Annotated in this window: 22 protein-coding genes; 16 read left to right on the top strand and 6 right to left on the bottom strand. The window is 72.8% G+C overall.

Annotation, left to right across the window (positions count from 1 at the left end):
• Positions 1-28 precede the first annotated feature (28 nt).
• The 3 genes from AB0B66_RS35220 to AB0B66_RS35210 form a co-directional block, all read right to left on the bottom strand.
• Positions 29-982: an ABC transporter permease gene (locus tag AB0B66_RS35220; protein WP_360538225.1), complete on the bottom strand. Its 954-nt coding sequence runs from the start codon at positions 980-982 to the stop codon at positions 29-31.
• Entirely contained in the window at positions 979-1,884 is a 906-nt protein-coding gene (locus tag AB0B66_RS35215) for an ATP-binding cassette domain-containing protein (protein ID WP_360538223.1), read from the bottom strand. Before AB0B66_RS35215 ends, AB0B66_RS35220 begins: the two co-directional genes overlap by 4 nt.
• Positions 1,885-2,010: 126 nt before the next feature.
• Entirely contained in the window at positions 2,011-2,553 is a 543-nt protein-coding gene (locus AB0B66_RS35210) for a dihydrofolate reductase family protein (protein ID WP_360538221.1), read from the bottom strand.
• Between the two features lie 240 nt (positions 2,554-2,793).
• Between AB0B66_RS35210 and AB0B66_RS35205 the strand changes: the two genes are divergently transcribed.
• Positions 2,794-3,219, top strand: a complete 426-nt coding sequence (locus AB0B66_RS35205; RefSeq protein ID WP_360538219.1) for an STAS domain-containing protein — start codon at positions 2,794-2,796, stop codon at positions 3,217-3,219.
• On the opposite strand, the gene AB0B66_RS35200 is transcribed toward AB0B66_RS35205, so the two are convergent.
• Positions 3,106-4,080, bottom strand: a complete 975-nt coding sequence (locus AB0B66_RS35200) for a sigma-70 family RNA polymerase sigma factor (protein WP_360538277.1) — start codon at positions 4,078-4,080, stop codon at positions 3,106-3,108. The genes AB0B66_RS35205 and AB0B66_RS35200 overlap by 114 nt on opposite strands.
• 70 nt (positions 4,081-4,150) lie before the next feature.
• Positions 4,151-4,363, bottom strand: coding sequence for a hypothetical protein (locus tag AB0B66_RS35195; protein ID WP_360538217.1), 213 nt, complete (start codon positions 4,361-4,363; stop codon positions 4,151-4,153).
• 122 nt (positions 4,364-4,485) lie between these two features.
• Between AB0B66_RS35195 and AB0B66_RS35190 the strand changes: the two genes are divergently transcribed.
• Positions 4,486-5,202 carry a GNAT family N-acetyltransferase gene (locus AB0B66_RS35190; protein ID WP_360538215.1) on the top strand — a complete coding sequence of 239 codons (717 nt, stop codon included), beginning with the start codon at positions 4,486-4,488 and terminating at the stop codon, positions 5,200-5,202.
• Here the strand turns inward: AB0B66_RS35190 and AB0B66_RS35185 are convergent.
• Positions 5,199-6,164, bottom strand: a complete 966-nt coding sequence (locus AB0B66_RS35185; protein ID WP_360538213.1) for a GNAT family N-acetyltransferase — start codon at positions 6,162-6,164, stop codon at positions 5,199-5,201. The genes AB0B66_RS35190 and AB0B66_RS35185 overlap by 4 nt on opposite strands.
• A gap of 112 nt (positions 6,165-6,276) precedes the next feature.
• On the opposite strand from AB0B66_RS35185, the gene AB0B66_RS35180 reads away from it, so the two are divergent.
• The 14 genes from AB0B66_RS35180 to AB0B66_RS35115 all read left to right on the top strand — a co-directional run bounded on the left by AB0B66_RS35180 (position 6,277) and on the right by AB0B66_RS35115 (position 17,951).
• Positions 6,277-6,810, top strand: coding sequence for a GNAT family N-acetyltransferase (locus AB0B66_RS35180; protein ID WP_360538211.1), 534 nt, complete (start codon positions 6,277-6,279; stop codon positions 6,808-6,810).
• Positions 6,811-6,820: 10 nt separating this feature from the next.
• Positions 6,821-7,288, top strand: a complete 468-nt coding sequence (locus tag AB0B66_RS35175) for a GNAT family N-acetyltransferase (RefSeq protein WP_360538209.1) — start codon at positions 6,821-6,823, stop codon at positions 7,286-7,288.
• A gap of 225 nt (positions 7,289-7,513) precedes the next feature.
• A complete protein-coding gene (locus tag AB0B66_RS35170; RefSeq protein ID WP_360538207.1) occupies positions 7,514-7,939 on the top strand; it encodes an Imm10 family immunity protein in 426 nt (141 codons plus the stop codon).
• On the top strand, positions 7,936-8,352 hold the full coding sequence (locus AB0B66_RS35165; RefSeq protein ID WP_360538205.1) for a hypothetical protein: 417 nt from the start codon (positions 7,936-7,938) through the stop codon (positions 8,350-8,352). The genes AB0B66_RS35170 and AB0B66_RS35165 overlap by 4 nt, the downstream gene beginning before the upstream one ends.
• A gap of 184 nt (positions 8,353-8,536) precedes the next feature.
• Positions 8,537-10,384 (top strand): ABC transporter ATP-binding protein, encoded by a 1,848-nt coding sequence (locus AB0B66_RS35160; protein ID WP_360538275.1) that lies wholly within the window; start codon positions 8,537-8,539, stop codon positions 10,382-10,384.
• A gap of 20 nt (positions 10,385-10,404) precedes the next feature.
• Positions 10,405-11,409 (top strand): hypothetical protein, encoded by a 1,005-nt coding sequence (locus tag AB0B66_RS35155; protein WP_360538203.1) that lies wholly within the window; start codon positions 10,405-10,407, stop codon positions 11,407-11,409.
• Between the two features lie 47 nt (positions 11,410-11,456).
• The gene (locus AB0B66_RS35150) at positions 11,457-11,840 is read left to right on the top strand and encodes a VOC family protein (protein WP_360538201.1); all 384 of its coding nucleotides are present in this window, start codon (positions 11,457-11,459) and stop codon (positions 11,838-11,840) included.
• Positions 11,841-11,921: 81 nt separating this feature from the next.
• Positions 11,922-13,568, top strand: a complete 1,647-nt coding sequence (locus AB0B66_RS35145; RefSeq protein WP_360538199.1) for a hypothetical protein — start codon at positions 11,922-11,924, stop codon at positions 13,566-13,568.
• A gap of 282 nt (positions 13,569-13,850) precedes the next feature.
• Entirely contained in the window at positions 13,851-14,249 is a 399-nt protein-coding gene (locus AB0B66_RS35140) for a group 1 truncated hemoglobin (protein WP_360538197.1), read from the top strand.
• A gap of 2 nt (positions 14,250-14,251) precedes the next feature.
• Complete coding sequence (locus tag AB0B66_RS35135) at positions 14,252-15,412, top strand: globin domain-containing protein (protein WP_360538195.1); 1,161 nt, start codon at positions 14,252-14,254, stop codon at positions 15,410-15,412.
• Between the two features lie 13 nt (positions 15,413-15,425).
• Positions 15,426-16,049, top strand: a complete 624-nt coding sequence (locus AB0B66_RS35130) for a hypothetical protein (RefSeq protein WP_360538193.1) — start codon at positions 15,426-15,428, stop codon at positions 16,047-16,049.
• Between the two features lie 101 nt (positions 16,050-16,150).
• The gene (locus AB0B66_RS35125; RefSeq protein WP_360538191.1) at positions 16,151-16,528 is read left to right on the top strand and encodes a helix-turn-helix domain-containing protein; all 378 of its coding nucleotides are present in this window, start codon (positions 16,151-16,153) and stop codon (positions 16,526-16,528) included.
• Positions 16,529-16,608: 80 nt separating this feature from the next.
• The gene (locus AB0B66_RS35120; RefSeq protein WP_360538189.1) at positions 16,609-16,950 is read left to right on the top strand and encodes a hypothetical protein; all 342 of its coding nucleotides are present in this window, start codon (positions 16,609-16,611) and stop codon (positions 16,948-16,950) included.
• Positions 16,951-17,054: 104 nt separating this feature from the next.
• Positions 17,055-17,951, top strand: a complete 897-nt coding sequence (locus AB0B66_RS35115; RefSeq protein WP_360538187.1) for a serine hydrolase domain-containing protein — start codon at positions 17,055-17,057, stop codon at positions 17,949-17,951.
• The last annotated feature ends 16 nt before the right edge of the window (positions 17,952-17,967 follow it).

Genomic DNA, 17,967 nt, shown 5'->3' with positions numbered 1-17,967 from the left:
CGGGCGGCAGCGCCCGCCGCGCCCGGCGTCACGCGATGTCGCGGCGGCGGTTGATCATGATGCCGATCGCACCGGCGACCAGCGACCAGCCGGTCAGCACCAGCACGCCGACCCACCACGACGCGGCTTCCGGGTACAGCTTCTCCGGCGAGACCATCACCTGTGATGCGATCGACGGCATCATGACGGCCGAAGTCAGCACCCAGTCGCTCTGGATGAGGTAGGCCCGGATGAGGTTGAACACGCCGATCCCGCCGACGAATCCCCCGAGATAAATGATCATCGCGGTGACGACCGCGCCGATCTGGCTGTTGATGAGCGTGCCGAGCCCGAAGCCGAGCAACGCCCACAGCAGGTACGCGACCAGGTTGAACAGGAGCGCCCGCTGCACGGGCCACTCGCCCAGGGAGTTGGTCAGCCCGAGGTTGTCGAAGAAGATCAGCCCGGCGGTGAGCGACAGAACCCGCGCCACGAGCCAGAAGACGAACCCGAGTCCGAGCACCGCGAGCAGCTTGCCGAACACCACCTGCGTGCGGCGCGGGGTGGTCAGGAACGTGGCCGTCGCCGTCTGGTACTGGAACTCGTTCGTGATCACGAGCGCGCCCAGCAGCATCACCAGCAGCAGGCCGAAGAACTGGCCGCTGGTGAAGATGTTGCCGGCCGCGTTGACCGCCTGCAGCGGCAGGTCGTGCAGCTGTGCGAACTCCGCCCTGGCCGCGGCGGCCTCGGCCGCGCTCATGCCGCGGCCGGGCTTGAACACCGCGGCGGTGTCCCGGGCCCGCTCGATGTGCTGGGCCGCCTCGGACATGTTGATGAACAGCGCGAACCCGGTGAAGAACACCGACGCGAGGCCGAACAGCCACCACGCGTTGGTGGTCGTGATCTTGCGGAGCTCGCTGCGGACGAGCCGGAGCCCCGGGATGCCGACGTGCGGGATCACCGGGCGGGCCGTGGCCGGGGGCGTCTGGAGGGTCGCGGTCATCGGATATCCGCCTTTCCGGCCGTCAGCTGCAGGAACACGTTCTCCAGGTCGCGCCGCTCGGCGGTCAGCTCATGGATCTCCGCGCCGACCCGCAGCGCCGCCGCACCGATCGTCGGCCCGTCGGCGCCCACGATGCGCAGCGCTCCGCCCTCGACCGGCGTGGCCGTGACCGCGTCGCCCAGCTCGGCGACCAGGGCCTCCGGGCGAGGTGTGCGGACGAGCATCTGGGCGGCCCCGGCCGACGCGAGGATCTCGGCCACCGTGCCCTGCCGGACCAGCCTGCCCGCCGCGATGATCACGACGTCGTCGGCGAGCAGCTCCATCTCCGACAGCAGGTGGCTGGACACCAGGACGGTGCGGCCCTCGTCGGCGAGCGACTTGAGCAGGTCCCGCATCCACCGGATGCCCTCGGGGTCCAGGCCGTTGGCGGGCTCGTCAAGGACGAGCACGTCGGGGTCGCCCAGCAGCGCGGCGGCGATGCCCAGCCGCTGCCGCATGCCCAGCGAGTAGCCCTTGAACTTGCGGTTGGCGGCCGGTGTCAGCCCGACAGTGGACAGCACGTCGTCGGCCCGGCCGACGGGGATGCCGGCCGCGTCGCAGAGCATGCGCAGGTGGTTGCGGCCGGTGCGGCCGCGGTGCGCGCCCGAGGCCTCCAGGAGCGCGCCGACCTTGCGGATCGGGTCGGTGAGGTCGGCGTAGCGCCGTCCCCCGATGGTCGCGGTGCCCGCCGTGGGCCGGACCAGGTTCAGCACCAGGCGCAGCGTGGTCGTCTTGCCCGCGCCGTTCGGCCCCAGGAACCCGGTGACCCGGCCCGGGCTGACGGTGAACGACAGGTCGTCGACCGCGCGCACGTTCTTGTAGACCTTGGTCAACCCACTGACGGCGATACCATCGTCGGCCATCGGCCAGCTCCCCTCACGTCCGACACCTAGAAGCGTGATGCATAGTAGTTCTAGGTATCGTGGCACACAAGAAGGCGGCCGGCGCGGCCGGGCGCACCGAGCACGCCCAGGCCGCGCGGAGCCGGATCAGGCCTCGGGGGCCGGGGCGGGGGCGTACACCAGGTTCAGCACGCCGGTCTTGAACGTCTCCGACGACACCAGGGTCAGCGGGATCGTCTCGCCGTCATCGAACAGGCGCTGGCCGTGGCCCACCACGATCGGGTGGATCAGCAGGTGCAGCTCGTCCAGCAGGCCGGCCCGCAGCAGCGAGCGCACCAGCACCACGCTGCCGGTGATGCCGAGGTCCTTGCCCGGCTCCGCCTGCAGCGCCCGCAGCTCGTCGAAGTCCCGGACGACGGTGGTGTTCTCCCAGGTCGGGTCCTGCAGGGTGGTGGACACGACGACCTTGCGCTTGCCGTTCATGACGGCCGCGAACTCGTCCTCGCTGCTGGGCCAGTACTCGGCGAAGCCGTCGTAGGTGGTGCGGCCCAGCAGCATCACGTCCGAGTCTTCCATCAGCTTGCCGACGGCCGCGCCCATGGCGTCGTCGAAGTAGGGGAAGTGCCAGGTGTGGGGGTCCTGGACGACGCCGTCCAGCGACACGAACAGCCCAGCGACGATCTTCCTCATGATGACCTCCGGTCGGTGCCGGCGCCGCGCCCCGTTGGCTCGGCTGCCGTCTCACCCACTCCGACGAACGAGCCCCGCGAAACTCATCGGCCCCCGGGAAGAAAATTCTGTCGGCCCCGTGAGCTGCGGCAACACGATCCGCCTCGGGGCGTCGATGAATTCGGCCGCCCTCGACCGTCCTATCTGACGAGGCGTACAACCGACCGGGCGGCGGGCGGGCGCGCCGCGGAGGAGGCAGCGGTGCGCGAGCATGTGCGGCAGGCGTACACGGTGCTGGTCATCGGCCCTTCGCTGGGCGCGGGGGACCTGGCCGCGCTCTGCGCCCGGGTCGACGACGCCCGCCGCGACCTGCCGCCGGGCAGTGACCTCGTGGTGCTCTGCGACGTCGGCACCCTGACCCGGCCGGATCTGGCCGGGCTGGACGTGCTCGCGCGGCTGCGCCTGCACACGGCGCGGGCCGGAGGCTCGCTGCGGCTGTGGCGGGCCGGTCCGCACCTGCGGCTGCTGCTGGAGCTGACCGGACTGCGCAGCGTGCTGCCGTCGTTTCCCGGCTCAGCCGACGAGTTCGGCCTCCTTGCCGCGCACGAGCACGGGCGGCAGGCCGAACAGCGGGAACAGCCGCTCGGTGTCGAGGAAGTTGTTGACCCCGGCGATCCGCCCGGCTGAGATCTCCAGGACGATGAGCGCCCACGGCTCGTGCCGGTCGGGGTCCTCGGTCGGCCGGTACTGCCCGAAGGCGGGCAGGCCGTTGGCGGCGACGGGCACCAGCCGGGAGCTCCGGCAGCCGCAGCCGAGGCCGAGCATCCAGGTGCGGATGTCGTCGACGCCGCGGAACCACAGGTCCAGCGGCGGCATGGACAGCGTCGCGTCCTCGTGCAGCAGCGTCGCGAGCGCGTCGAGGTCGTAGCGCTCGAACGCCTCCACATACCGGGTGAGCAGGGCGGCCTGCTCGGCGTCGGTCGGGGCCAGCACGTCGGCGTCGCTCGCGTGGGCGGCGCTCAGGCTCGCGCGGGCCCGCTGCAGCGCGCTGTTGACCGAGGCGACAGTCAGGCCGAGCAGCTCGGCGGTCTCCGCGGCGCTCCACGCGAGCACCTCGCGCAGGATCAGCACCGCGCGCTGCTTGGGGGCCAGGTGCTGCAGCGCGGCGACGAACGCGAGCCGGACCGACTCGCGGGCCACCGTCAGGTCGGCCGGGTCGGCGGTGTCGGGCAGCAGCCGGTCGTCGGGTGCGGGGCCGACCCACACCGACTCGGCCAGCGGCACGGGCGCGCTGGTGACCCGCTCGGGCGCGCCGGCCGAGGCCAGGTCCATCGGGCGGGCCCGGCGCTGCGCGCTGCCGAGCATGTCCAGGCACACGTTGGTGGCGATGCGGTACAGCCACGAGCGCACGGCCGAGCGGCCCTCGAACTGCTCGTAGCCCTTCCAGGCGCGGATCATGGTCTCCTGCACCGCGTCCTCGGCCTCGAACGCCGAGCCGAGCATCCGGTAGCAGTAGGCGGTCAGCTCCCGCCGGTGCGCCTCGAACATCTCCTCCACGTCCGCGAACCTACACCCGCCGCCCGACAACACCCGTCACCCGCGACGGTCCACCGGCTGCTCAGCGGCCGTCGGCAGGGGCCCGGCCTGCGGCAACAGCCGCCTCGATCCGCAGCAGGAGACCGCTCACCAGCAGCAACGCGCCGACGAACACCCCGTCGTCACCCAGGAAGCCGTACCGGCGGCCCAGGAACGAGATCACGATGACGATCACGCCGATGACGGCGGCCGCCGTGCCGCTGACGCGTACCGCGGGGCCAGGTCTGTTGTCCACGCGCGCACGCTACACAACGTCGGCCACACACGGTGCCCGCGCGACGGCCTCGTGCACGGCGCGGGCCCTCCGCAGGGGACGGTTGCGGGTGGCGGCGGGCCGGGCGACGTATTCTTCGGGCGATGGACAGCCGCGAGATCTGCACGGACCGACGCCTCACCGAGTTCCTGGTCGAGTACCTGGGCGGGTGGACCGAGGCGGAAGGCCTGACCGTGGTCGGCAGCCCCGCGCGGACCCGGCCGGGGTGGGACGGCCAGGTCCGCGACGTGGTCGGGGTGTCGACGCCGCACGGCGGGGTGCTGTCCGTCGCGCCGGAGGCCGTCGACGCGGTACGCGACGCGGTGCCGACCTGGGAAGACGTGCTCGACCGGCTGCCCGCCGCGCTCGGCCGGCCCGATGCGCCCGCGTTCCGCGGGGTGTTCCGGTGGACCGACGCTCCCGCGGAACTGCCGGACGCCGGTGAGTGGGTGCCGGCGCTCGACCCGCGGGTGCCGGAGTGGCTGCACCCGTTCGGCGGCCACGTGCTGATCGCGTTCGACGACGCGGGCCGGTACGCGGCGGGCGTGGGGATCAAGCGGCACAACAGCGCGGGCATGGAGATCTCCGTCGGCACGGAGGAGGCACACCGCGGCCGAGGGCTGGCCACGGGGCTGGTCGCGCAGGCGGCACGCTGGATCGTCGCGCAGGGCGCCGTGCCGATCTACCTGCACGACCCCGCGAACACCGCCTCGGACCGCACCGCCCGCAGTGCCGGCTTCCCGGACCTCGGCTGGCACATCATCGGCGTCGGCGGCCGCCCGCTGAGCGAACCGCGCTCGGAGCAGTCCACTCCCGACTAGAGCGTCTTCACGTAGCGGGCGTCGCGGTGCTCGACGGCGAACCCGGCCGACCGGTACAGCCCCAGCGCGCCGGTCGGGCCGGCCGCGTCGACCCCGAGCCCGGCCTGTGCGAACCCGTCCAGCTGGGCCTGCCGCAGCGCCGATGCCAGCAGCGTGCCCGCGACGCCGCGGCGGCGATGTTCGCGGCGGGTGCCGAGGACGGAGATCCACGCCTCGGCACGGCCGGTCGCCTCCGTGTCGGCCTCGTAGTAGTGCGTGAGCAGGATCGCGGCCGGCGTGTCACCCTCGCCGGCCGGCCCGTGCTCGGCGGTGGCGACGAACGACAGTCCGGGGCGGAACGCGCGGGTGCCGGTGTACCACTGCTTCCACATGTCGGGCGTCTTCTCCGAGAAGCCCCAATGGTCGACGAACGCCGCGTTGCGGACCAGCCGCGCCGCCTCGTCGTGACGCTCCAGGTCGAAGCGTTCGACGCGGTACCCGGCGGGCACGGCGACCTCGGGCAGGTCGCCGGTCAGCGGGCGGCACATCGCGAAGAACCAGCGCTGCGGCGCGAAACCCGCGCGGGCGAACAGGGCCTGCTTGCCCTCGTTGGCGTCGCTGACCTCGGCATGCAGCTCCAACGGAGGGGCAGGGTGCCCGGCTATCGCCGGGGCCGCCTCGATCGCCCAGTCGACCAGCCGCCCGCCCAGACCCTGCCGCCGGTACGCCGGGCGCACGTAGCCGCCGAAGATGAAGCGCCGCACGGGGACCGAACCGTTGGACGCCAGCACTCCATACGCGGCCAGGCGGTCGCCGTCCCACACGCCGACGGTCGCCGCGGCCAGGTCGAGGTCCGGATCTGCCAGCTGCTCGGCGACATCGTCGGCGTCGTAATGCTCACCGGTCCGATCGACCAGCTCCGCCTCGGCGATCACCTCGGCGCAGGCGGCGGCGTCGCCCACCCGCAACGGTTCCCATCGCATCGCGCGAGCCTATGAACGCGTGATGCCGGTCGCGAGTGATTTACGCGGCAACCGCTGTCCAGGGCAGGATGGCGCGTGGAACCATGCGAACCATGATCGGCGGGGGCAGACCATGACCTATGCAGTACGCAGGATCGAGCCGGGCGAGTGGCGTCAGCTGCGCGCCCTGCGCCTGGAGGCGCTGCAGGACTCGCCGACCGCCTTCGGCACGACACCCGCCGACGCCGCCGCGCTCGCCGACGAGGTCTGGCAGCAGCAGGCCGAACAGGCCGCGAGCTCGCCGACCACGGCGACGTTCATCGCCGTCGCCGCCGACGGCCGCTGGGTGGGCATGGCCGGCTCCGCACCGGTGGAGGTCGTCGCCGGCACCTACTGCATCCAGGGCGTCTACGTCACGCCCGCGTACCGCGGCCGGGCGGCCGGACTCGCGGCCCGGCTGGTCGACGCCGCGATCACGTGGGCCCGCGACGTCACCGACGCGTCCTGGCTCACGCTGGGTGTGCACGAGGACAACGAGCGGGCGCAGGCGTTCTACCGGCGCATCGGGTTCACCGAGACCGGCAAGGTCGTGCCCTGCCGCCTCAACCCGGCCCGGAACATCACCATCCTGGGATACGAGAAGTTCCGGCTGACCACGGCCCGCTAGTCTGACGATCATGGCAGATTGGGCTACCCGGCGGGCTTCGACGTCCGACGTCGAGACGGTGGCGGAGTTGCGGGCCGTGGTGCTGCGACCGGACCTGGAACGGCTCGGGCGCTACGACGAGCACCGGGTGCGCCAGCGGCTGCGGGACAAGTTCGTGCCGGAGCACACCCAGGTGATCGAGGTCGGCGGCGCGTTCGCCGGATGCGTGACGCTGCGTCCCGCCGAAGACGCCCACTGGCTGGAGAACTTCCTCCTGGCCCCGTGCCTACACGGCAGCGGGACCGGCACGGCCGTGCTCACCGAGCTGCTGGAGCAGTGCGATCGCGACGGCACCGTGGTCCGGTTGCAGGTGCTACAGGGCAGCGCGGCCCGGCGGCTGTACGAGCGGCACGGGTTCACCGTCGAGTCCGAGGACCCGGTGGACGTGTTCATGAAACGCGAACCGATGACATCGTCGCGAATGAGCTCGAAGGAGTAGTGCTCGGTCCGGTCGAGTGCCGGGGCCACCTCCGCCCAGGCGGAGCTGTCGGCGCTGCCGCCGTGCAGCAGGATCATCGCCGGTGCGGTGGGAGCCCCGAGCACTCGGTAGGCGAGCCGTACACCGCGGATGTCGATGATCTGGTCACCTGCCGTGGCAGCGAGACCACCGGCGGTCGGCCAGGGGCTTAAGCTCTGCCTTCTCATGGGCGGCGCAAGGAGGAACATGCGAGATCATGATGTATCCGGGTGGGCGCCGGCGGTCGTTCGCGACGTAGGCGAGGACGACAGCGGGGTTTACGTGATCGGGATTCGCGAGACCACCGAGGCTGATGCCTGGTCGCTGCTATTCATGGAGTGTTACGACGCGGACGATGAGCAGGAGATCGACCTCGACATGAACACGTACTGTCTGGTCGTCGACCCCGGACAGGCAACCTACTACGGCGGCGTTCGTGAATGCGTCCTCGCCGGTGGGCGGCTGCGCTTGAGGTTGACCGAGGACGCTGCCCTGACCCTGGGCATGCCAGTCGATGCGATGCTGGTCCTGGACGTTGCTCCCGAGCAGATCGACCTGCTCGCCCGTGGGCTGACACGAGTGTTGACCTCGGGTAGCCCGGCCGCACGGCCTGAACTGCTGGTAATGCCATGAGTCCGGTCATCGCACGCTTCCATGCCGAGACGGGTCCTGAGCCGTTGTTCGTCCGTGTACGGCAGGTGTTGTCGAGCGTACGTGAGCTGCGGTTGCACGGCGGGCATCTGGCCGAGCGGACTGTCGGCACCGACGCTCCGCTGGCCGACCTGCGGGCCTTCGACCCGGCGGCGTGGGATCTGATCCTCGTCGAGGCCCGGCAGGACACAGGCAAGTTCGTGTCGACGACATGGCGGCGGCGCTACCCGAATGGCGAGTGGTGGGTCGTCATCGGCTTCGGCGACACCGTGCGGACGCTGTACCAGGCTTCTGGCAACAAGCGAGCACTAGGCGCTGGAATCGTCACGGCAGGTCCGTTATGGGACTTGGTGTACCAGGTCAACACGAGCCTTGTCGAAGCGCACAGCGTATGACCGTCCTCGGTTGTCGGGTGCCCGGCAGGAACGAATCGGCTGCTCACTCCTGATTGGGCATACGCTTTCCTCAGGCCGCCGGTGGGGTCGCGGCTCAGGGGAGGAAACCGTGTCCGCACCGTCCGAAGCCGCCACCGTGACCGCCGCCGAGACGACACCCGCCACGGCCTCCGTGCTGCCGAAGATGCGCACGATGTGGTGGGAGGAGGGGGTCCGCGCCCGCGCCGACGCCGGGCTGCGCACCCTGGCCCAGGCCCTGCCCCGGCTGGTCGGCACCGCGCTGCGCATCGCCTGGCGCGCCGACCGGGCCCGCACCGCGATCGTGCTGTCGTGCACGGTGCTGGCCGGGGTCATGGCGACGGCCGGGCTGCTCGCGACCCAGCAGGTCCTGGTCGGCCTGTTCTCCGCCGCGCCGACCCCGGACCGGGTGGCCACGGCCCTGCCCGCGCTGATCGTGCTGGCGGGGGCGGCGGCGCTGCGGGCGGGCATGGGCATCGCCACCGGGTACGCCCTCAACGGGCTGACGCCCCGAGTCGACCGGGCGGTGCAGCGGCAGCTGTTCGAGGCGACCACCGCCGTGCGGCTGGACGCGTTCGACGAGGACGCGTTCGCCGACGACATGGAGCGGGCCGCCCGCGGCATGGAGTCGGTGATCGGCCTGGTCAACGCGATGATGGCGCTGGCCGCGGGCGCGATCGGGGTGCTCGCGGTGGCGGTGGCGCTGGTCGTGGTGCACCCGCTGCTGCTGGGCGCGATGCTGCTGGCGACGGTGCCGAACGCGTGGGCGGCACTGCGGGCCGGGCACCTGGAGTACCAGACGTACCTGGCCGGGTCGGTGCGCAGGCGGCGCATGTGGATCCTCAACCGGCTGATGGCCGACCGGATGACCGCGGCGGAGCTGCGCGCGTACGGGCTGCGCGGGTTCCTGCTCGGCCAGTACGACACGGTCATGGACACTGAGACCCGGATCCAGCTCGATCTGGCGCGCCGGGTCACCACCACCAACGCGCTCGGCGCGATGGCGGGCGGCGTCGCGACCGGCGCGGTGTACGGACTGCTCGGCTGGCTGCTGTTGGACGGGGCGATCCCGCTGTCGGCCGCGGCGACCGCCGTGATCGCGTTGCAGGCCGCCCGGCACTCGCTGGCGACGGTGACCTACCAGGTCGACGCGCTGTATATGGAGGGGCGGCACTTCGACGACTACACCGGGTTCATGGAGCGGGCGAAGGCGCACGTGCCCGCCGCAGATGGCAGCCTGCCCGCGGGCGCGCTGGAGACCCTGCAGGTCGACGCCGTCTGCCTGAGCTATCCCGACCGCGAGGCGCCCGCCGTCGACGAGGTGTCGCTGGACGTGCGAGCCGGACAGACGGTGGCGTTCGTGGGGGAGAACGGCTCCGGCAAGACCACGCTGGCCGCGGTTATCGCCGCGCTGCGTGCCCCGTCGGCGGGCACCGTCCGCTGGAACGGCGTGCCGCTGGCCCAACTGGACGCCGACGGGCTGCGGGCGCGCATCGCGGTGGTGTCGCAGGATTACTGGAAGTGGCCGTTCACCGCGGAGGTGAACATCCGCCTCGGCGAGGCGGGCGCGCCGGTGCGGCGCGAGCGCATCGAGGCGGCGGCGCAGCGCGCGGTCGCCCACGACATGATCATGCAGTTGCCGTTCGGGTACGACACGCTGCTGGACCGCACCTTCGCCGACGGGCAGGACCTGTCCGGGGGGCAGTGGCAGCGCATCACCGCCGCGCGCGGCTTCCTGCGCGACGCGGACCTGCTCATCATGGACGAGCCGTCCTCCGCGCTGGACCCGCGCGCCGAGGACGCCCTGTTCCAGGCGATCCGGGACCGGCAGGGCCGGCGGACCACCATCCTGATCACGCACCGGCTGGCCAACGTACGCCACGCCGACGTCATCTACGTGCTGCACGAGGGCCGGCTGATCCAGTCCGGCCGCCACGACGAGCTGATGGTGGCCGGCGGCCGGTACGCGGAGCTGTTCACGCTCCAGGCCAGCGGTTACCTGGACGCCGCCTGATCTCCTCATATCATGACAAGGTGGACGAGGTGCCGGAGGAGACCGTGCGTGAGCTGTACACGGCCCTGCCCGAGGAGTTCACGGCCGCCCGCGACGCGGCGGCGGCCGCGGCCAAGGCGGCCGGGCACGGCGCGCAGGCCACGGCGATCAAGCGGCTGCGCCGCCCCACCGTCGCCGCGTGGCTGGTCAACCTGCTGGCCCACCGCGCGCCCGAACGCATCACCGAGCTGACCGCCCTGTCCGCCGCGCTGCGCGACGCCCAGCGGCAACTGCGCGGCGCGGACCTGCGCGCGCTGACCACGCAGCGCCGCGAACTGCTCTCGGCCCTGGCCGAACAAGCCGTCGACCTGGGGGTACGGGCTCAGCCGGGCCTGACTCCGGCGAAGCTCCCGCAGGCCGAGGTCGAGCAGACCCTCGCCGCCGCGCTCGCCGACGACGAGATCGCCGCGCAGGTCCGGGCGGGCACGGTCGTCAAAGCGGTGTCGTACACCGGGTTCGGCGCGGCTTCGGCGTTCGGCGGCGCGGACACCGACGACGCGGACGACGCGGACGTGGTGGTGCTGCCGCGCAGGTCGGCCCGCAAGGCACCGGCGGGCCCGGCCCCGACACGTCCGGTTCCGGCACACGACGGCGCAGCGGCACCGGCTGGGGGTCGCGTCGCCCGCAGAGCGGTGGCACAGCGCGACCGGTCAGCCGATGACGTGCGGCCGCAGCAGGAGACCCGCGCGACCGAGCCGCCCCGTGTGCCGTTGGAGCTGCGGCGGGAGTTGGCGTCGGCGCGGGAGGCCGAGCAGCGGGCGCGGGACGAGGCGGACCGGGCGCGGGCGGCGGAGGCGGCGGGCGCCGACGAGCTGGCGCAGCTCAGGGAAACGCTGGCGGCCCTGGAGGAGCGGCGGGCCAGGGCGCATCAGGAGGTCAACGGGCGGCGGGCCGCCCGTACGGCGGCGGAGCGGGCGCTTGCCGCGGCCGTGCGACGCACGACGAAGGCGCAGGCGGCGATCGACGCCCGTAGCGCGACGGCATGACGCGGGCCCCGGCCGGGGCCGGATCGACACAGCAGGAGGAGCACACGATGTTCGGCAGGACGCGAGCGTTCTCGGGGTTCTCGGTCGACGACACCGAGACGGCCCGGCGATTCTACGGCGAGACGCTGGGTCTGGAGGTCACCGACCTCGGCGACGGCCTGCTGCGGCTGGAACTGGCCGGCGGCGGCCAGGTGCTGATCTATCCGAAGCCGGATCACGTGCCGGCGACGTACACCATCCTGAACTTCCCGGTGACGCACCTGGAGGCCGCGATGGGGGAGCTGCGGGAACGGGGTGTCGAGTTCGAGAACTACGACACCGCGGACCTGAAGACCGACGCCGCCGGGGTGTCCGACGCCGACACCGGCCCGCGGATCGCCTGGTTCAAGGACCCGGCCGGCAACATCCTGTCGGTGCTCGAAGAAGACTGAACGCCGCTGCCTCTGGCGTGGCCGCCTTCCGGGCAACTACGGTGACGGCCCAGGATGTCCACCGGCGACGGGGAGTAGCGCATGGCCGGGGCGGGACCGGGCGTGGCCCGGCGTGCGATCGTGGGCGGACTCGTGCTCGCGCTGCTGCTGCCGCTGCTCGCGTGCACCGGCGGTTTGCCGGGCCGGGACGAGGAACCGGTCGCGCTGTCGCCGGAGCAGACCGCGGCCGCACTGGCGTCACCGGATCCGGCGGAGCGCCGCCGCGGGGCCTGGTCGGTGCTGGCCAACCTCGGCGTGGCCGTGTACACCCCGGCGGGCGAGCAGGTGCTGGCCGGAGTGAGCCCGGGTCCGGACGGGGTGCACGTGCTCGAACCGCAGGTGGACACTCTCGCCGAGATGGCGGGCACGGCCCGGGAGCCGATGCTGGACTTCACGAGGCGGCTGTCGGCGCTGGGCGTGCGGCGCGAGCCGGCGGAGCTGCTGGAGCTGTACCGGACGGCGTACTGGCAGGCGCGGGACCGGTGGCTGGTGCGGCTGCTGCAGGCCCGCAAGGTGGACTTCTCGGGGGACGGCGAGCTGGGGCCCTCGGTCGACGCCCTCTCGGAGTGGCTGATGCTGCTCGACGGGTTCGTGGCCCCGGTGGTGGCGAGCCGGGTGCCCGAGCGGGCCGGTGAGCGGCCCGCGCCGGAGGCGGCCGGCTGGGGCGTGGTGTACGCGGCTGGCGGCCGGGACCTGTCGCTGGGCGGCGCGCCCGCGACGGCGTACGCCCAGGCGATGTTGCGCTGGCAGGATGTGCGGATCCGGCTGTCGCCGCAGAACGCGCGCCTGGCCCAGGGCGCCGGCGGTCCCGGCGACGCGCTCGACGTCGTCGCGACCGTGGACACCGCGCAGGCCGCCGCGACGGCCTTCGGGCCCGCGCCGCTGCTGGTGGCGGCGTCGCCCGCGCCGGGCGCGGTCGAGGTGGTGTTCTCGCCGCCCGCGCACCTGGCCGGGCATGTGGAGCTGGGCGGGGGCGGGCTGTCGCCGCACCGGGCCGCCGCCGACGCCGCCGGCCGGGCGTCCGTGCGTCTGCGGGCCGCGGTCGACCCGGGTGCGCCGTCCGATCCGGAGCGCTCCGTGACGGGCCACGTGCGAGCCGCGGCGGCGGACGAACTGGGACTGTTCCGGGCGGTGTTCACGAGTGCGCCGCAGGGCCTGGCCGCGTTCCTGGCGCCGATGCCGCGGCCGGTGGCCACGCTGCCGGTGACCGTCTCCTGGCACGGGGTGGAGGACTGCGCCACGTTCACCGACGGTGAGTGGTCGGGCACCGCGACGCTGTCGGGCACGGTCCGGGTGGCCGGTGCGACGTTGCGCTCCAACGGTGGCCAGGTCAGGTTCCGGCTGGTCGTGGCGGGTGGCAACGTCGTCGACGGCGAGGTGGAGCAGGTGATCGACCTGACCGGCACGGTGGACGGCCGGCAGGTCGTCGCGACGCTCGACGGAGTGGGCCCACCGGCGGGCGGCGCGGGCGCGGCGACCTTCGCGTACACCACGAGCACGCTGGAGCAGTCCGTGGGCGACCAGTCGTTGCCGACCGTGAAGCTGGCGACCCAGGGGCGGTTCACGCCGCGCACCGGGGACTGCTCGACGTTGACCGGTGACCTGTCGCTGACGGTGCGCGGCACCCGCGCCGCCGACGGGATCACCGGAACTCTCACCGCTCGGTTCGAGGCCACCAGCGCCGGCTGACAGGCCGCCGCACACCGTCGATGAGCTGCACCGTACGATGTGGACAGTTATCGAACATGTGTTCTAAAACACACACCGTATATTAACCGACTACTGGTTGACACCAAAGTGACGCATCTATATATCCTGATGGTGCGCGGATAACCAGTGGTTTGATGGGCGGCCTTCGGGCAAACCGCTGGTTGTGCCGGTGTGCTCCACCACGTCCGAACCGGGTGCGGGCCCGGACCGGGCGAATGCCGGCTCCGCGTTGCTCACCACTGCGATGACGGAGGCGGAACAATGTCAGACAGTCCAGGAGCCACCACCACGGCCACCAGTGCATACGACCTCATCGGCGGCGCGCCGTCGGTGCGGGAGGCGGTGGACCGGCTCTACACCTACCTGCTCGCCGACGAGCAGCTCGCCGACTACTTCGACGGCATCGACCTGCCCAGGCTCAAGAGCCACATGGTCGCGCTGCTTACCCACGTGCTCGGCGGCCCCACCGGATACCCGGTGGAGAACCTCGGGCCCGCGCACGCCCGGCTGAACATCAGCGCGGCCCACTACCAGCGGGTCGCGCAGTACGCCGCCGGAGTCCTGTTCGAACTGCACGTCCCGATGGACGTCATCCTCCAGGTCGGACAGGTGCTGGCCAGCGTGCAACCCCTGATCGTCGCCGAGCCGGCGGCGGTCTGAGGATGGACGCGCAGCGCCTGCAGGCCAGCTTCGCCGCCGTGCAAGCCCACGGTGACCGGGCCGCGCAGCACTTCTACGCCTTCCTCTTCGTGGCGTATCCGGAGCTGCGCGACCTGTTCCCGGTGTCCATGGCCGGCCAGCGGGACCGGCTGCTGCAGGCGCTGGGGCACGTCGTGTCCCACGTCGACCGGCTCGACCAGGCCGTGCCGTACCTGGAAGGGCTGGGCCGCGACCACCGCAGGTTCTCGGTGGTCGGGGCGCACTACGCGCAGGTCGGGCAGGCGCTGCTGGCCACCCTGGAGCACTTCCTGGGCGAGGAGTGGACCGACGACCTGGCCGCGTTGTGGTCGGCGGCGTACGAACTGGTGTCGGGCACCATGCTGCGGGCGGCCGAGCACGCCGCCCGCAGCCAGCCCGCCTGGTGGACCGCCGACGTGCTCGAACACGAACGCCGCGGCCCCGACCTGGCCGTGTTCACCGTGCGCCCGACCATGCCGCTGACCTACCGGCCCGGCCAGTCGGTGGCCCTGGAATGCCCGCTGCGGCCCCGGGTCTGGCGCTACCTGTCGCCCGCGAACACCCCGCGGGCCGACGGCACCATCGAATTCCACGTCCGCGCCCAGCCCGGCGGCGAGCTCAGCCCGGCGCTCGTCCACCAGCTCCGCGAAGGCGACCAGGTGCGGCTCGGCGCGCCGCTCGGCCGGCGGCTCACCCTCACCCCGGGCGGCGGCCGCGACCTGCTGCTGATCGCCGCGGGCACCGGCCTGGCCCCGCTGCGGGCCCTGGTCGAGCAGGTCGAGGTCGAGACCGCCGCCGGGGTGCCGGCCCGGTCCGTGCAGCTGTTCGCGGGCGCCCGCGGCGTCGGCGACCTCTACGACCTGCCGACCCTGCGCGGGCTGGAGGCGGCGCACCGCTGGCTGAGCGTGCTGCCGGTGACCCCGGAGGAGCGCGGCGGCGACGACGTGCTCGGCGCGGCGCTGCGCACCACGCGCCTGGGCGAGCGCGAGGTGTACGTGTGCGGGCCGCCCGCGCTGGCCGGGAACGCGCGCGAGGCGCTCGCCGCCGCGGGTGTGCCCGCCGCGCAGATCCACGTCGAGGACTACGACGGCGCGCGTTACCAGCCGTCCCAAGCACCCGCGGCGAGCCCCGCCGCGATCCGATGACACAGGGGGAGAAGTGAGCACTGTCCACGCGTACGAGCAGCCGGACCTGCGCAAGCGGGTGCCGCACACGCCGGAGTCGATCGTCCGCCACCACCTGCCCGACGCCACCGGCCGGCGGCGCGGATACGACAAGGAGGCCGTCGACCGGTTGCGGCGCACGCTCGCCGAGGACGTCGACGCGCTCAATGCCTACATCGCCGCCCAGCAAGCCGAACTCGACCGGGTCAAGCGGCTCGGCGACCGGCTGCAGCCCGTCGATCCGGCCGTGCGGGCCCGGCAGGTAGCCGCCGAGGCGGTCACCCTCACCGCCCGCGCGCAGGCCCAGGCCGACACCGTGATCGCAGCCGCGCAGCAGCAGAGCCGACTCATCGTGGAGAGCGCGGAGAAGCAGGCCGCGCACATCCTCGACGCCGCCCGCCGCGACGCCGACCGGGCCGCGGCCAGCTACCGGGCGAGTGCCGGGGGCGCGTACAGCCCCGACCGCGAACGCGAGGCCCGCGACGTGGCCATGCTGGCGACCTGCCTGCGCTCGCTGGAGGCGGCCCGGTCGAACCTGCCCGCCATCGAGGCCCAGTTCGACGCCGTGATCCTGGCGTTCGCGCACCAGCTGAAGCACCTGAGCCCGTCGCCCGACTGACCCTGGACCGCCGACGGCGTCGTGTCCTAAATGGAGTGAACATGTCCGGCCCGGCCTGCCCGTCAGATGATGTCCAGATGCAATCACGCCCCGTGTTGCCGATGTTTGCTTTGCGTTACAACCGGCTGCTGGACGCGATCCAGCCTGGCGGCGTACGCCAGACCGACGAGATGGTCGCCCGCGCCGTGGACGTGTCCGCGCAGTACATCGGCATGCTGCGCACCGGCAAACGCACCAACCCTGGCCACGAACTGGTCGGGCGGATCGCCGCGCACTTCGGCGTGGACGTGGCGTACTTCCTCGACCCCGAGCGGGCCGCGGCCGTCGACCGGGAACTGGAACTGCTCGGCGCACTGCGCGACACCAAGGTGCGCCGGCTGCTGCAGCGGGTGAGCGGCCTGTCCCCGGCCAGCCTCGACCTCGCCGCCGAGGTCGTGGAACGCCTGCGCCTGCTGGAAGGGCTCTACGACGACGAGTAAACGAACGGTAACCTGCCGGTGGGACACTTCCTCGCCGCAGGCTGACGGAGCCGGCGCGACGGCAGTGATGAGGCGGACGCGTGGCGGATCACACGGTGCACCGGCTCCCCGGACCGCAGGGGCTGACGGCCAACCTGACGATCGGCGCGCTCGTGCACGTGCTCGCCGCGCTCGTCTACGGGTTGCTGTCGCTGCTGCGGCTGGAGGGCTGCGACAGGGCGGACGGGCTGGCCGCGGGCTGGGGCCTCGCCGTCCTGCTGGACCTGCTGCTGGGCGGGGCGCTGCTGGCGGGCGCGCTGCGCCGTACCAACGGCAACCGGTGGGCGATGCTGGCCGGATGGGGGCTGACCCTGGTCCCGTTCGGGGTGCTCGCGGCCGCCACGTCAAGCTACATCGCCGACCTGCCCAGCGGCTGCGCCTGATGCACCCGCAGGATTTCCGTTCCACCATCGCCGGGCGGGAAATCCGCGGATTGCGTCCGGCTTCGGCGCGGGAGGTCACGCAGCTGGCCCGGAACGCGGGCTACGTGGCGACGGAACCGCTGGTGGCAGGCGTCTCGCTGCGGGGCGCGCCACCGGTGTACGGATGCGCGGGCCGCACTCCGGCGGGACGGCGGTTCGGCGACCGCACACCCGTCTACGCGGCCTCACTGTCCAAGCAGGTCATCGCGGCGCTGGTGGCGCTGGTGATGCGACAGGGCGGCCTGGCCGTGGACGAGCCACTGTCGCGGCGGCTGCCCGAGCTGCCCGCGTGGGCGGAGTCGGTGCGCCTGCGCCACCTGCTGCACCACGTCGGCGGCCTGCCCGGCGACGACCTGGTCGACCGCGCCCTGACCGGCGACCGCACCGGGCCCGGGGTGCTGGCCGCGCTGCGGGCGCTGCCCCAACCCGCACGCCCACCCGGCACCGCGTACGAGTACTCCAACGCCGGCTACGTCTGCCTCGCCGAAGCGGTGCGCCGGGCCGCGGGTGCCGAGCTGCCCTCGCTGGCCGAGGACCTGCTGTTCCAGCCGCTGGGGCTCGCCGACACGCGCCTCTGGGACGGGCCGGGGGCGGCCCCGCCGGACGCCGAGCCGCTGTCGCCCGCGCCGCTGTCGCCAGGCGACGGCGGGCTCTGGAGCACCCCTGCCGACCTGCTGCGCTGGGCCGACGCGCTCAACGACAGCCGGCTCGGTGTCAGCGGGCTGATGCAGGCTCCGGGCCGCCTCGACGACGGCACGGTGCTGGACTACGCCTGGGGCATGGGCGTGCGGCAGCGCCACGGGCTGACCGTGTACCGCCACGGCGGTGGCTGGCCCGGGGTGCGCACCGTGCTGGCCCGAGTGCCCGACCGGGGGCTGAGCGTGCTCGTCGTCGCCCTGGACGACGACACCGAGCGGGCGGCGTCACTTGCCGACAGCCTGCTCGACCTGCCGCTCGGCTAATACCGGGTTTGACTTA

The organism is Catellatospora sp. NPDC049111 (assembly GCF_040648615.1).
In the GTDB taxonomy this organism is placed as follows: domain Bacteria; phylum Actinomycetota; class Actinomycetes; order Mycobacteriales; family Micromonosporaceae; genus Catellatospora; species Catellatospora aurea.
This window is presented reverse-complemented; position numbering and strand designations above follow the sequence as displayed.

Excerpts from the sequence above, each read along its gene's own strand:
- AB0B66_RS35145 (WP_360538199.1), top strand. The coding sequence starts at position 11,922 with ATGGCCGGGGCGGGACCGGGCGTGGCCCGGCGTGCGATCGTGGGCGGA.
- AB0B66_RS35200 (WP_360538277.1), bottom strand. The coding sequence starts at position 4,080 with ATGTTCGAGGCGCACCGGCGGGAGCTGACCGCCTACTGCTACCGGATG.
- AB0B66_RS35140 (WP_360538197.1), top strand. The coding sequence starts at position 13,851 with ATGTCAGACAGTCCAGGAGCCACCACCACGGCCACCAGTGCATACGAC.
- AB0B66_RS35175 (WP_360538209.1), top strand. The coding sequence starts at position 6,821 with ATGGCAGATTGGGCTACCCGGCGGGCTTCGACGTCCGACGTCGAGACG.
- AB0B66_RS35190 (WP_360538215.1), top strand. The coding sequence starts at position 4,486 with ATGGACAGCCGCGAGATCTGCACGGACCGACGCCTCACCGAGTTCCTG.
- AB0B66_RS35150 (WP_360538201.1), top strand. The coding sequence starts at position 11,457 with ATGTTCGGCAGGACGCGAGCGTTCTCGGGGTTCTCGGTCGACGACACC.
- AB0B66_RS35215 (WP_360538223.1), bottom strand. The coding sequence starts at position 1,884 with ATGGCCGACGATGGTATCGCCGTCAGTGGGTTGACCAAGGTCTACAAG.
- AB0B66_RS35185 (WP_360538213.1), bottom strand. The coding sequence starts at position 6,164 with ATGCGATGGGAACCGTTGCGGGTGGGCGACGCCGCCGCCTGCGCCGAG.
- AB0B66_RS35170 (WP_360538207.1), top strand. The coding sequence starts at position 7,514 with ATGCGAGATCATGATGTATCCGGGTGGGCGCCGGCGGTCGTTCGCGAC.
- AB0B66_RS35165 (WP_360538205.1), top strand. The coding sequence starts at position 7,936 with ATGAGTCCGGTCATCGCACGCTTCCATGCCGAGACGGGTCCTGAGCCG.
- AB0B66_RS35210 (WP_360538221.1), bottom strand. The coding sequence starts at position 2,553 with ATGAGGAAGATCGTCGCTGGGCTGTTCGTGTCGCTGGACGGCGTCGTC.
- AB0B66_RS35220 (WP_360538225.1), bottom strand. The coding sequence starts at position 982 with ATGACCGCGACCCTCCAGACGCCCCCGGCCACGGCCCGCCCGGTGATC.
- AB0B66_RS35180 (WP_360538211.1), top strand. The coding sequence starts at position 6,277 with ATGACCTATGCAGTACGCAGGATCGAGCCGGGCGAGTGGCGTCAGCTG.
- AB0B66_RS35125 (WP_360538191.1), top strand. The coding sequence starts at position 16,151 with ATGTTTGCTTTGCGTTACAACCGGCTGCTGGACGCGATCCAGCCTGGC.
- AB0B66_RS35160 (WP_360538275.1), top strand. The coding sequence starts at position 8,537 with ATGCGCACGATGTGGTGGGAGGAGGGGGTCCGCGCCCGCGCCGACGCC.
- AB0B66_RS35135 (WP_360538195.1), top strand. The coding sequence starts at position 14,252 with ATGGACGCGCAGCGCCTGCAGGCCAGCTTCGCCGCCGTGCAAGCCCAC.